The sequence below is a fragment of the Acidobacteriota bacterium genome (assembly GCA_038040445.1).
GTDB lineage: Bacteria > Acidobacteriota > Blastocatellia > UBA7656 > UBA7656 > Onstottus_A > Onstottus_A frigus.
Map to the genome: position 1 here is coordinate 17062 of JBBPIG010000021.1, position 12862 is coordinate 29923.

At 55.9% G+C, this 12862-nt stretch carries 11 protein-coding genes and 1 tRNA gene; 9 read left to right on the forward strand and 3 right to left on the reverse strand.

Annotated features, from left to right (window positions below; all coding sequences use genetic code 11):
- Window positions 1-383 precede the first annotated feature (383 nt).
- Window positions 384-926 carry a hypoxanthine phosphoribosyltransferase gene (gene hpt / locus AABO57_20585; GenBank protein ID MEK6288124.1) on the forward strand — a complete coding sequence of 181 codons (543 nt, stop codon included), beginning with the start codon at window positions 384-386 and terminating at the stop codon, window positions 924-926.
- Between the two features lie 125 nt (window positions 927-1051).
- Here the strand turns inward: hpt and AABO57_20590 are convergent, their stop codons facing one another.
- The 3 genes from AABO57_20590 to AABO57_20600 all read right to left on the reverse strand — a co-directional run bounded on the left by AABO57_20590 (window position 1052) and on the right by AABO57_20600 (window position 3200).
- On the reverse strand, window positions 1052-2164 hold the full coding sequence (locus tag AABO57_20590) for an SAM-dependent methyltransferase (GenBank protein ID MEK6288125.1): 1113 nt from the start codon (window positions 2162-2164) through the stop codon (window positions 1052-1054).
- A 71-nt stretch (window positions 2165-2235) separates the two neighbouring features.
- The gene (gene nuoB, locus AABO57_20595) at window positions 2236-2808 is read right to left on the reverse strand and encodes an NADH-quinone oxidoreductase subunit NuoB (protein MEK6288126.1); all 573 of its coding nucleotides are present in this window, start codon (window positions 2806-2808) and stop codon (window positions 2236-2238) included.
- 80 nt (window positions 2809-2888) lie between these two features.
- Complete coding sequence (locus tag AABO57_20600) at window positions 2889-3200, reverse strand: NADH-quinone oxidoreductase subunit A (protein ID MEK6288127.1); 312 nt, start codon at window positions 3198-3200, stop codon at window positions 2889-2891.
- 273 nt (window positions 3201-3473) lie between these two features.
- On the opposite strand from AABO57_20600, the gene AABO57_20605 reads away from it, so the two are divergent.
- The 8 genes from AABO57_20605 to AABO57_20640 all read left to right on the forward strand — a co-directional run bounded on the left by AABO57_20605 (window position 3474) and on the right by AABO57_20640 (window position 12831).
- Window positions 3474-3558 (forward strand) — tRNA-Leu (locus tag AABO57_20605).
- 63 nt (window positions 3559-3621) lie between these two features.
- Window positions 3622-4983, forward strand: coding sequence for a trigger factor (gene tig / locus AABO57_20610; protein ID MEK6288128.1), 1362 nt, complete (start codon window positions 3622-3624; stop codon window positions 4981-4983).
- Window positions 4984-5145: 162 nt separating this feature from the next.
- Window positions 5146-5733, forward strand: a complete 588-nt coding sequence (gene clpP, locus AABO57_20615; GenBank protein ID MEK6288129.1) for an ATP-dependent Clp endopeptidase proteolytic subunit ClpP — start codon at window positions 5146-5148, stop codon at window positions 5731-5733.
- Between the two features lie 113 nt (window positions 5734-5846).
- Window positions 5847-7079 (forward strand): ATP-dependent Clp protease ATP-binding subunit ClpX, encoded by a 1233-nt coding sequence (gene clpX / locus AABO57_20620; protein MEK6288130.1) that lies wholly within the window; start codon window positions 5847-5849, stop codon window positions 7077-7079.
- A 106-nt stretch (window positions 7080-7185) separates the two neighbouring features.
- Entirely contained in the window at window positions 7186-9624 is a 2439-nt protein-coding gene (gene lon / locus AABO57_20625) for an endopeptidase La (GenBank protein ID MEK6288131.1), read from the forward strand.
- A gap of 36 nt (window positions 9625-9660) precedes the next feature.
- On the forward strand, window positions 9661-10260 hold the full coding sequence (gene yihA, locus AABO57_20630) for a ribosome biogenesis GTP-binding protein YihA/YsxC (protein ID MEK6288132.1): 600 nt from the start codon (window positions 9661-9663) through the stop codon (window positions 10258-10260).
- A 190-nt stretch (window positions 10261-10450) separates the two neighbouring features.
- Window positions 10451-11698, forward strand: coding sequence for a transcription termination factor Rho (rho, locus tag AABO57_20635; protein MEK6288133.1), 1248 nt, complete (start codon window positions 10451-10453; stop codon window positions 11696-11698).
- A 131-nt stretch (window positions 11699-11829) separates the two neighbouring features.
- Window positions 11830-12831, forward strand: coding sequence for a VWA domain-containing protein (locus tag AABO57_20640; protein MEK6288134.1), 1002 nt, complete (start codon window positions 11830-11832; stop codon window positions 12829-12831).
- Window positions 12832-12862 lie beyond the last annotated feature (31 nt).

A 12862-nucleotide genomic window follows, 5' to 3' on the forward strand; every position in this document is an offset into this window, starting at 1 on the left:
GACGTTGTGGGTGCGATCAGAAGAAACTTAGCCGAATCGGCGATAAGCAGCGAGAGAAAAGGAATTAGCAATAAGATAACGATCCCGAGTGATCTCCGCTTCCATTCTCAGGCCCTCAGCGTCAATGTTGGGAATTCTTGCGAACTCCCTGTCGCCAAGATCCGAAGACCCTGGCGTGCGAAACCCTTTCGGGCCTCGGCCACCACACTGAAGTTCCGCGTTCCGTCAGCGCCCCTTGCGAGGCATCAACGAGACCGCGAACTAGAGAATTTCAACTTCAACCTCTCGGGATCGGACCCGGTTGTTGCCAACCGAGCGGGTGTGATACTAACATAGGAAATTTTTTTGTCAACAAAAAAATGCATCCACGCACGAAATTTCTTATGAAAGATTTTTCTGTCGGTTCAACCGAGCTTCGAAAAGTGCTGATACCTCAGAAACGGCTCCAGGAGCGGGTTTCAGAGCTTGGCCAGGAGCTCTCACAAGCGTTTGAGGGAAAAGACCTTGTCGTCGTTGCGATACTCAAAGGGTCATTCATCTTCGCCGCAGATCTGCTTCGCGCGATGACTACTCCGTGCTCGATAGACTTCATGGGAATCTCTAGTTACGCAGCTCAGCCGGGCTCAGGGGTCGTGCGCATAACTAAGGATCTCGACGAGAGTATTGCCGGGCGCAACGTGCTTCTGGTCGAAGACATCATCGATACCGGACTGACTGCCAATTACCTTTTGCAGACGCTCAGGCAACGCAAACCCGCAAGCGTCGAGATATGCGCGCTGCTCGATAAGTCGGCGCGGCGATTAATCGACCTCCCAATTTCTTATCGGGGGTTTGAGATCCCGGATGTGTTTGTGGTCGGGTACGGCATGGACTATCAGCAGTCGTACCGCAACCTGCCATACATCGCAATACTCAGAACTGAGTGAGAATCCGGTCGGCGGAGTTAGTTGTCGCCTTGAACTTAACCGAAGCCCAAAAAGCTCCAAATAAGTGGCCGCCGCTTACACCAACACGTTGTGAGCACGAAGAAAGTCGCGCGACCAGACCTAAATCAAAGTGCTGCTGCGTGGCTTTTTTTTTGGATCAGCACGCGAAAGTTTTCGCTGACGCCGCCCGGAACAAAGAGGTTCTTCAACGCCAGGCGATCCTTCCAGTCTCCCGGCGACCGGAGTGATCCGCCGTCGACGACCCTTTCGATCAAGCCCATTCGAATCAAGAAAGCCGCCTGCCGCTCGTAGCTAACCGTTTCAAACCCGAAGTCGCGACCGTGTTCAATGAGCGCCGTGAAGTTGACGCTCGCGGTTATGTCTTGCTCACCTATCCGTTCGAGAGGCGAATCAATCAGCCTGTGCCGGTAAAACGATCGAAGCGTGCCCGATTCTCGATCTTGAGCGCACAAATGTTGAGCGGTATCGCCGTAGTCGATGGTGATCAGGAACCCCTGCCGTAATGCCCTCGCGATTCGCGCAAGCCAATCGATCATGTCGAGGTTGATCTCGAGTATCTGGCTTTGCCGAAGCGTTACGCCGATGCGCTCAACATATTGGGTCAGCTTCTCAGTCGACGCTTTACTCCAAACCAACGCCAGGGACGCCTCATCAGTGTTGGGGCCAGCCTCCACATACAATTCTTCAAGTGCCCCGCTCACGTAACGGACTCGGTGCACGGGCAACGCATCGACAAATTCGTTTGAGAACACGGTTCCGCTGACTGGCGAGCGCTCAAGCTCTTCTAACTCACACCAGCGAATGTGGTCCTTGAAGCCATTCAGCTTAGCTTGCTGAAGCGCTCGCATGGCCGGGCTCGCTTCGACAAGGACGTACGCCAGACGCTCGAAGGCCGCTGGATGCTCATCCCGTAACCCCGAGAGGACATCATAGGCTAGCTGCCCGGTGCCTGCGCCCATCTCGACGATAGTCAACGGCTCGTCTGAGCCGGCGCACAACTCGGCAAACGCACGTGCCAGCAAGCATCCGAAGGCGGGATGAACATTGCTTGAAGTGTAGTAGTCACCTTGCGCGCCGATCTTCGGGCGTTCGGTCTTGTAGTAGCCCAGCTCAGGGTCATAGAGTGCGGATTGCATGAAGGCGCGAAACGTAATCGCGCCTTCGCGTCTTATTCGCTCGATAAGCCTTCGTTCAAGCTCTGTGGGCTCTCGACGCACTGCTTCCCTCAAACAAGAAAGGCGCAGGCAAAGCAACGGCCTGCGCCTTCAACTCGGATTGTTTATTTGATCTACGCCGCAGCATTCTCGCCGGCTTCAGTGTTCTCGGCCGCGGCGCCTTCAACATCCTGCTGGCTCACGCTGCCACGGCCGAACATGAAGCGCGTCGGGTGCTCTTGCATTATCTTGTCCTGGAGTCGCATTAGCCCGTAGAGCAGCGCCTCAGGCCGAGGCGGACAGCCGGGTATATAGACATCGACCGGAACAATCCGGTCGACACCCTGCAGCGTTGAATAAGTGGGGAACGGGCCGCCAGTCGAAGCGCACGCACCCATGGCTATGCACCACTTCGGCTCGGGCATCTGGTCCCAGACGCGCTTGATGATGGGAGCCATCTTCAAGGTCGGGGTGCCGGAGACGATCATCAGGTCGGACTGCCGTGGGCTCGGCCGAAAGACCCCCGCGCCGAAGCGGTCGATGTCGAAGCGCGATGCTCCGGTGGCCATCATCTCGATGGCGCAGCAGGCCAGTCCAAATGTCATCGGCCAAAGCGCGGATTTACGCGCCCAGTTGAAAACGAAGTCAACGGTGGTTGTGATGATGCCGCTCGATGACTCTACTATTTCTTCTCTCTCTTTTGCCATCGTCCCTTTCCCGATTGCAGGATATCAACTCCTTGATCCGTATCCAAATTCCGCATCCGAAATCCGCAATCCAAAATCTCTCACGCCCACTCGAGCGCTCCCTTGCGCCAGGCGTAGTAATAGCCCACGACCAAAACCCCGATGAACAGGAGCATTTCGGCTAATCCAAACAGCGCAAGCCGATCATAGATCACCGCCCACGGGAACAGGAATATCGTCTCAACATCGAAGATCAGGAACAGCATCGCTACTATGTAGAAGCGTACTGAGAAACGGTCGCGAGCATCCCCGATCGGATCGACGCCGCACTCATACGGCATCAGTTTTTCGCGTTCAAACACCCGGCGCTGAACTAGTCTCGACACCCCGAGAAGCACAACCGGCAGCAGCATCGCGATCAAGAAAAAGATCACTATTGGGATGTACCCGTAAATAGGAGGCGTTGCAGCCGTGGTCGGAGACGCCGGCGCACCTGGCCTGGGTTGCGCCTGGAGCAATACCGCGAGTATCTCTGTCATCGGCTCACCTTGCGAAGCATAGGGATTCGATTCTTTAGCAGCAGGCTCATCTTAGTTTTGCACTTCGCGCATTGTCAAGCAGACTCCTGTCCGCGCAGGTGGTTTGCAAACGCTCCGTGCTATCCACTATCTTTCATATTCTGAAACGCGAAAGTGGCGGAATTGGCAGACGCGCCAGACTTAGGATCTGGTACCGAAAGGTATGGGGGTTCGAGTCCCCCCTTTCGCACCATAATGAAATTCCGGTAACGAGCGGCCTCCTCCAATGGCCGTCTCCGAAAGGCAAGAAGAGATTTTGCAAATAACAGTCACAGATCGAGAACAGTGTAAGAAACAGTTGCGGCTCGAGATTCCCAGCGAAACCGTTCGCGCGGAAACCGACAAGATTGCGGGTGACCTCGCACGGAAGGTCAACGTTCCCGGGTTTCGCCCCGGTCATGTGCCCAAGTCGGTCGTCAAAACAAGATTTCGTAAAGAACTTCGCGACGAGATGCTCTCTCAGCTTCTGCCGCATTCGCTGGGCGATGCTATTCGCGAGAAGGATTTGAAGGTTATCGGAGAGCCGTCCGTTGAAGACCTCAAGTTTAAGGATGACGAGTCAATCGACGTAACGTTCAATGTCGAGGTGGCCCCTGAGTTTACATTGTCAAACTACAAAGAGCTGCCGCTGACAAAACGTATTTACAACATCCGCGATGAAGACGTCGAAAGCACTATCGACCGCTTGCGTCAGAGCCAGGCCGAGCTTGTGCCCGTTGAAGACCGGCCGGCCCAGACTGGCGACATAGTGACAGTCAACTTGACCGGGCGCGTTAACGTCGATGAAACCGAACCTGCGGAATCACCCGTCGAGGACATCCAGCAACAAAACCTCGATATCGAGCTTGGCGGGTCGGGGGTGCTGACAGAGTTCACCGAAGCTCTCTCAGGCAGTCGGGCCGGAGACGTCCGTAGTTTTACCGTAGACTATCCCGCCGACTACGAACCAAAAAAATACGCAGGAAAACCGGTCAACTACACGGCGGAAGTGACCGCAGTTCGCGTCAAAGAGCTTCCGGAGGTCGGTGACGAGTTTGCCCGCAGTGTCAGCGAGGAGTTCAACACCCTCGAGGAATTGCGAGCCGACATTCGCTCGAAGCTCGAGCGGGAAGCAGTGCAAAAATCAGAGGCTGAGCTTCGATCATCGACGATGGAAAAGCTTGTCGATCGAAATCGCTTCGATGTTCCCGAATATGTCGTCGAGAAGCAGATCGACTCCAGAATGAAGGCTCTGTTTCGCCAGATGTCGGGGCGGGGAATGGACCCGCGACTGCTGAAGATCGATTGGGAAACAATTCGAGACGGCCAGCAAGAGCGTGCCGAACGCGAAGTGCGCGGATCGTTTATCCTTGACCGCATAACCGAGACGGAGAAAATCGAGGTTAGTGAGGAAGAACTGGCAGGCGAGATCAAACAGTTTGCCGACAGCATCGGACAAACAGAAGAGGCTCTGAGAGCACGCTTGACAAAGGAAAATGCGCTGGATAGTATCAGGGAGCAGGTCAGACACCGCAGAGCCCTTGATTTAGTGATAGCTTCCGCCGAAATTCGAACCGAGGAAATAGAAGGTCTGGGCGCCGATGAGGCGACAACTGGCGAGGTTGGGCAAGCGGAATAGTAGGCTCTTTAGAAACGACCTTCAACAGCGTCCCTCGACACAAACGGACCCGGGTCCAGCGGCTTCCCTTAAGGTATCGCAAAAAAGAAACTACCGGCAATGGGCAGAGCAACGTATAATAGCGATGTGGCTGACATGAGTCGCAGGGGGCACAATCCGAATATGGCTCTCGTACCGATGGTCGTCGAGCAGACCGCGCGCGGTGAGCGCGCTTTCGACATCTACTCGCGACTCCTAAAAGACAACATCATCTTCATAGGGACTCCTATCGACGACACGATAGCCAATCTTGTAGTAGCGCAGCTTCTTTTTCTGGAGGCGGAGGACCCGGACCGCGACATATCACTGTACATTAACAGCCCGGGCGGCTCGATAACGGCGGGTATGGCCATCTACGATACTATGCAGTTCATTCGACCTGACGTGACCACGATCTGCGTCGGGCAGTGTGCTTCGATGGGGGCGTTGCTGCTTTGCGCCGGCGCTCACGGCAAGCGCTTTGCACTTCCAAATTCGCGGATTCTGATACATCAGCCTTCCATCGGCGGAATATCCGGTCAGGCCACCGACATCAGAATTCACGCGGAAGAGATCATGCGAATGCGCCAGTTGACCAGCGAAATACTGGCTAAACATAGCGGGCAGTCCCTTGAAGTTATCGAGCGCGACGTCGAGCGCGACCGGATAATGAGCTCCGAGCAGGCGAAAGAATACGGGTTGATAGATCTGGTGATAACGCACCGTGAGTGAGAGGCAAGAGATAAGAAGGAAAAAGGGGAAAGCGGAAGTCCACTTTTGCCTTTTTCCTTCCCCTCCAAAGACTCCAGGACAGATGCGATAGACTTCAGTAGGATCGGAGAGTGATGAGACGAGGCGACGATACACTGCGCTGCTCGTTCTGCGGAAAATCGCAGAACGAAGTAAAGAAGCTGATTGCCGGGCCTACCGTTTATATCTGCAACGAGTGCATTGATATATGCAACGAGATCATCACCGATGATCAGCAACAGGAAACGGCCGCTCGACGCCCGCCTCTCCCCAAGCCAATAGAGATCAAAGAATTCCTCGACGACTATGTGATCGGGCAGGAAGAAACAAAGAAGAGACTGGCGGTCGCCGTTTATCAGCACTATAAACGCGTCGACATGCTCAAGCGCCGCGCGACCGAAGTCGAGATTCAGAAGTCAAATATTCTTTTGATAGGCCCGACCGGTACAGGCAAGACGCTGCTTGCGCAAACGCTTGCCCGGATGCTCAACGTGCCGTTCACGATCGTCGATGCCACGACGCTCACCGAAGCCGGCTACGTCGGCGAAGACGTTGAGAACATCATCTTGAAATTGCTCCAGGCCTCCAACGGCGACATCGAACGCGCGCAAACCGGGATCATCTACATAGACGAGATCGACAAGATCTGCCGCAAGGACGAGAACCCATCAATCACTCGCGATGTTTCCGGTGAAGGCGTGCAACAAGCGCTGCTCAAGATCCTCGAGGGCACAGTCGCAAACGTACCGCCGCAGGGGGGACGCAAGCACCCACATCAGGAGTTCTTTCCGGTCGACACGACTAACATCCTGTTCATTTGCGGAGGGGCATTCGTCGGACTCGAAAAAGTCATCGAGAAGCGCACTGGCAAGAAGGCTCTGGGCTTCAATGCCAACGTCAGGAGCGCGCGTAAGCAAAGGCTCAGCGAGATCCTTGCACAGGTCGAGCCCGAGGACATGATCAAGTTCGGATTAATTCCAGAGTTCGTGGGCCGGCTTCCGGTCTGCGGTACGCTGCACGAACTCGATGAAGGCGCGATGGTGGAAATACTGACCGCGCCAAAGAACGCGCTGGTCAAGCAGTATCAAAAGCTGTTCGAGTATGAGGGCGTGAAGCTTCGCTTCACCGAAGACGCGCTGGTTGCAGTTGCGCGCCTGGCGTGCGAGCGCAAAGTAGGAGCGCGCGGACTAAGAATGATTCTCGAAGAGCTGATGCTCGACGTGATGTACATGCTACCTTCCCATAAGAAGGTGAAGGAGTTTGTAGTAACGGGCGAGATGGTCGAAAGCCGCCGCGCAACGTTCCCGGTTTTGGAAAAGGCAGGCTAGTTGGTTGCTAGTTTCCAGTTTCTGGTTTCTGGTTGAACCCACTCCGCAGATCTGAGAAACCAGAAACTAGGAACGAAAAACTAGAAACCAGAAACCAACAAAAGAAATGAACGAATTCAGCGACAGCACACCCACGGACGTAGTGAGATGCCCGATGGTCCCAATTCGGGACGTGGTCGTCTTCCCATACACAATGGTCGCCTTCGTGATCGGTCGGCCCGCGAGCGTGCGCGCGCTGGAAGCGGCGTTGCGCAGCGATAAGACGATCTTTCTGGCAACTCAACACGACGCGACGGTCGATGAGCCTACTGTCGATCAGGTCTATTCGGTCGGCACGATCGCGCGCATAACTCACAACCTGCGGCTTCCCGATGGCAACATCAAGGTCATGGTTGAAGGGGTCGAACGCGCGCGTTCAGTCCGCGTCGAAGACGACGGCGAGTACTGGCTTGCGACATTGAGGAAAGCGCCGGAGACTACGGAGCCGCGCTCTCGCTTGAATTCACTGATAGGCCGGGTCGGCTCGCTTGTCGATCAGTACGTGCGTCAGTCAACCGAGCTGAGCAACCCCGAGACCCTGACTTCCGCGCTTAGAAACGACGACGCGGCCAGACTGTGCGACACGATCGCTTCCAACCTCAAGATTTCGGTCGAAGACAAACAGGGGCTGCTGGAAATCTTCTCGCTGTCCGATCGGCTCGCGAGGCTGGTCGAGGTGCTCGAAGTCGAGTTGGAAAAAATACAAGTCGACCGCGCCATCCACGGCCGCGTCAAGCGGCAGATGGAACGAGCGCAGAAAGAGTACTACCTCAACGAGAAGATCAAGGCCATTCACAAGGAGCTTGGCCGCAAGGACGAGAAGGCGGAACTTGAAGAGCTAAAGCAAAAGATCGAAGCCGCCGGGATGTCGAAGGACGCTTATGAGAAGGCTATAACCGAGCTTCGCCGCCTTGAACAGATGCCGCCGATGTCGGCTGAAAGCACGGTCTCGCGCAACTATCTCGACTGGCTGCTTGCGGTGCCGTGGACGGAGAAATCCGACGAGGTGCGAGACATCAAGGCCGCGCATGAGGTCTTGGAAGCCGACCACTACGGTCTCGACAAAGTCAAAGAGCGCATACTCGAGTTTCTCGCGGTGCGCCAATTGGTCGAGCGTCCAAAGGGTTCCATTCTCTGTTTTGTCGGTCCGCCGGGGGTTGGCAAGACCAGCCTCGGCCGTTCGATCGCCAAGGCCAGCGGGCGCAAGTTTGTCAGGCTGAGCCTCGGCGGCGTGCGCGACGAAGCCGAGGTACGCGGCCATCGACGCACTTATATCGGCGCGCTGCCGGGCCAGATAATTCAAATGATGAAGAAAGCGGGAACTGTAAACCCGCTCATCATGCTGGATGAAGTCGATAAGCTTGGCATGGATTTTCGCGGCGATCCGTCCGCGGCGTTGCTTGAAGTGCTCGATCCCGAACAGAACTTCGCGTTCCACGATCACTATCTCGACGTTGAATATGACCTCTCGAACGTGATGTTCATAGCGACGGCGAACGTGCTTCACACGATTCCGCCGGCGCTTCAGGACAGGTTGGAGATAATCCGGCTGCCGGGCTACACCGAGCGCGAGAAGCTCGAGATCGCTGTTCGGCATTTGCTGCCCAAGCAACTGGAAGCCAACGGGCTCAAAGCTGAGGTGATCGATTTTACCCAGGACGGTATACGCACGATCACCCAGTACTACACGCGGGAAGCAGGGGTCCGCAGCCTGGAGCGCGAGATCGCGTCAGTGCTCCGAAAGCTTGCGCGGCGAATGCTCACGTCCGACGATCCTTCGACATATCATGAGGCGATCGGAGGCGAGATGGTGAAAGACCTGCTCGGGCCGATTCGCTTCCGGCCGCAGTCGCTTGAAGAGCACAGCGAGATTGGACTTTCAACCGGGCTGGCCTGGACCGAGGTAGGCGGCGAAGTTCTTCATATCGAAGCGACGCTGATGCCGGGCCGGGGCAACATCACGCTCACCGGAAAGCTGGGAGAAGTGATGCAAGAGTCGGCACGGGCTGCGCTGTCTTGCGTGCGCGCGCGCGCGAAGCGGCTTGGCGTCTCACCTGATTTTCACAAGAAGTACGACTTGCACTTGCACGTTCCTGAAGGCGCGATCCCAAAGGACGGACCCTCGGCGGGAATCGCAATCGCGACTGCGATCGTATCGGTGTTGACGGAGGCCGCTGTTCGCCGTGACGTCGCGATGACCGGCGAGATTACGCTCCGGGGGAAGGTACTTCCGGTCGGCGGAATAAAAGAGAAGCTTCTCGCGGCGCACCGCGCCGGCATAACCATAGTGATCGTGCCTAAAGAGAACGCAAAGGACCTTGTCGAGTTGCCCGAAGACGTCAAACAGGCGCTCACCATAGAAACGGTGGATAACGTCGACGAGGTGTGGCGCATCGCTCTCGAAGATCGGCTGACAAAGGTAGATGTCCCAACGACCGAAGTCCCAATATGGGGACAGCAACCGGTTGGTGAGTCACCGGCGTCAAATCAGGCGATTGAATCTTGATGATCGGTCCTATTGGTCGCATAGGACCCATAGCCCGTGAAGATCACCAGCGCCACTTTCGTAAAGAGCGCGACCAGCCCCGAGCACTACCCGCGCGGCGGCCGGCCAGAAATAGCCTTCATGGGAAGGTCCAACGTCGGCAAGTCCAGTTTGATGAACAGCCTGTTAGGCGTGCGAGGGTTGGCGCGCACGAGTTCGACGCCAGGGCGAACGCAGCTTATCAATTTCTTTTCGATAAACGACGCGATTAATTTTGTGGACCTGCCCGGCTATGGTTACGCTCGAGTGCCCCGTGACGTGAAGAAGCACTGGGGTCCGATGGTCGAGAAATATCTTGCAACCCGGCCAAACCTTGTGCTATCTATTCTCATCACCGATTCGCGGCACGAGCCCACCGACTTAGACCTGCTGATGAAAGAGTGGCTTGAGGCGAGGGGAAAGCCATTCATCATCGTTGCAACCAAGGCTGACAAGCTCAGCAGCAATCAGTTAAGGGCCAGTCTCAGTCGCGCGTCGGCGGTCTTAGGCAGTAACGAGCTTGTCGCTTATTCGGCGGTCACCGGCCGTGGGGCGGCCCGTATCTGGAAAGAAATCACAACTCGAATTGCGAATTTCAGATTGCGGATTGCGGATTGAAAGAGCCATCGGTTCCTGTGCGCCATCTGAAGTCTCGAAGCCAGTATTGCAAGTCCGCAATCCGAAATCCGCAATTGACAATCCACTGACAAAACCGCGCGCCGCGCCCACGAGATGGTTTCCGACTCGCGCGCGGCATCTTAACCAACGAGGCAATCAGACAGTTATGGCAGAAGACGTTGATCAACTGATGGACATCGGTGAGCTTAAGGAGATGTCCATCTCGAAGCTCACCCAGATAGCAAAAGAGCTCGACATTCCCGGCGCCACCGGCATGCGAAAGCAGGAAATAATATTCAAGATCCTGCAAGCGCAGACCGAAAAGTCAGGGTTGATTTTCTCCGAGGGCGTGCTTGAAACTCTGCCCGACGGATTCGGCTTCCTGCGCGCGCCCGACTACAACTACCTTCCCGGGCCCGATGACATCTACGTTAGCCCGTCACAGATTCGCAAGTTCGACCTGCGTACCGGCGATACGATCTCGGGACAGATCCGGCCGCCAAAGGAAGGTGAGCGCTACTTCGCGCTGATCAAAGTCGAGGCCATCAACTTCGAGCCGCCTGAGATGGCGCGTGATCGCGTCTTCTTCGACAACCTGACGCCGCTCTATCCAAATGAGAAGCTGAAGCTCGAAACCGACCCCGAGAACCTTGCTGCCCGCGTGCTCGACATCATGACGCCGATTGGAAAAGGCCAGCGCGCGCTGATCGTCGCTCCGCCGCGCACCGGCAAGACCATGCTGCTTCAGAATATCGCCAACTCGATAACCCGTAATCATCCCGAGGTGACGCTGATCGTGTTGCTGATCGATGAGCGGCCCGAAGAGGTCACCGACATGCAGCGCTCGGTGCACGGCGAAGTCATAAGCTCGACCTTTGACGAACCGCCGACGCGCCACGTGCAGGTTGCCGATATGGTGATCGAAAAGGCGAAGCGACTGGTCGAGTACAGACGCGATGTCGTCATCCTGCTGGACTCGGTAACACGGCTCGCGCGCGCGCACAACTCGGTTGTTCCGCCGTCCGGCAAGATACTCTCGGGAGGCATCGACTCCAACGCGCTTCAGAAGCCGAAACGATTCTTTGGCTCCGCCCGCAACATCGAAGAGGGTGGATCGCTCACGATAATCGCCACCGCGCTGATCGACACCGGCTCGAGAATGGATGACGTGATCTTCGAGGAATTCAAAGGCACGGGCAACCTGGAAATCAACCTCGACCGCAAACTAACAGAGAAGCGCATATTCCCATCGATCGACATCAACAAGTCGGGCACCAGGAAGGAAGAGCTATTGCTCGCGACGCAGGACTTCAACCGCATCATCGTGTTGCGCCGAGTGCTCTCGCAGCTCTCTCCCACTGAGGCGATGGAGCTGTTGCTCGACAAGCTCAGCAAGACCAAGGCGAATTCCGAGTTCCTGGACTCGATGCAGTCATGAGTCAAGGTTAGTTCGCATCGAATCGCGCACAACTGCGTTGTCCCTGGCTTGCTCTTCACGGCCCGTCAGGAAACCGTGTATCATATCGACCGGACGATACCAGCGAGAATCTCTGTTTGGCGGTTTTTACAATGTATCAAGCGGTTCTCCTGATTCTCGCTCTCGCATCCATTCTTCCCGTTCAGGCTTTCGATCCGTTCCCGCAAGAAACCCTGTCCGAAGACCAGCTCAAGCTCCGCGCGGATCTTGTTCTGGTCGATGTATTGCCGGTTCAGAAAAAGACCGGGAGAGTCATCGGCGGCCTTAACCGCAACGACTTCCTGGTCTACGAGGACGGTGTGCTCCAACCAATTTCCCATTTCAGCAAAGACAAACTCCCGGTGTCGGTAGTCTTGCTGGTAGACCGCGCCGGTTGCGTCAATGCCTTCAACGAACAGATTCGCGCCGCAACCATCAGCGCCATCAGCCATCTCAAACCCGAAGACGAAGTAGCGATAATGACTTTCTCAAATAAGGTCGCGCTCGTGCAGCCGTTCACTCGCGACCGCCAGGCTATCGCCGACAAGATAATGGCTGTTGAGCGTCAGCATCACAGTGAGCAACACTATTTCAACGCGGGGATCTACGAAGCTTCGGAGTACATGAAAAAGGCAGCCAATCCAGCCGGACGCCGCGCCATCATAGTACTGACGAGCCTCGAAGCCAGCATCGACTTCTCAAAGATCTCCGAAAAGGAGGCGCTTCTTTCCGTGCTCGAGTCCGGCGCTGTAGTATCGGGTATTCTGGTGCAGAGCCTGGGAGGCCGAATCGAACAAGGCATTCGCGGCAAGCCGACCAGCTTTCTTCGTCATCTCGGTTTGCGCACGGGAAGCTTAAAGATGTTCGTCGAGGAGACAGGCGGGGAACTGACCGGCGCTCCGCCTGCAAAGATAGATCCTACGCTCAGTCGGCTGGTCGATAACATTTCGGCGAGCTACTCGCTGGCGTACTCGCCCACGAACACGGCGAGAGACAGCAAACGCCGCCGCATTCGCGTGGAGCTCTCTCCCGAAATAGAAAAGCGAGAAGGCAAGATCGGACTGCTCACCCGGCGCAGCTACGTAATGGCCAAAGAAACCACGGCGAAGAAATGACTCGGTTACTTCGCGTCTTTGCGAGAAACTT

Bases quoted from the DNA above. Each gene is read 5' to 3' on its own strand.
- hpt (MEK6288124.1), top strand. From the start codon at position 384: ATGAAAGATTTTTCTGTCGGTTCAACCGAGCTTCGAAAAGTGCTGATA.
- nuoB (MEK6288126.1), bottom strand. From the start codon at position 2,808: ATGGCAAAAGAGAGAGAAGAAATAGTAGAGTCATCGAGCGGCATCATC.
- AABO57_20600 (MEK6288127.1), bottom strand. From the start codon at position 3,200: ATGCTGCTGCCGGTTGTGCTTCTCGGGGTGTCGAGACTAGTTCAGCGC.
- clpP (MEK6288129.1), top strand. From the start codon at position 5,146: ATGGCTCTCGTACCGATGGTCGTCGAGCAGACCGCGCGCGGTGAGCGC.
- clpX (MEK6288130.1), top strand. From the start codon at position 5,847: ATGAGACGAGGCGACGATACACTGCGCTGCTCGTTCTGCGGAAAATCG.
- lon (MEK6288131.1), top strand. From the start codon at position 7,186: ATGAACGAATTCAGCGACAGCACACCCACGGACGTAGTGAGATGCCCG.
- rho (MEK6288133.1), top strand. From the start codon at position 10,451: ATGGACATCGGTGAGCTTAAGGAGATGTCCATCTCGAAGCTCACCCAG.
- AABO57_20640 (MEK6288134.1), top strand. From the start codon at position 11,830: ATGTATCAAGCGGTTCTCCTGATTCTCGCTCTCGCATCCATTCTTCCC.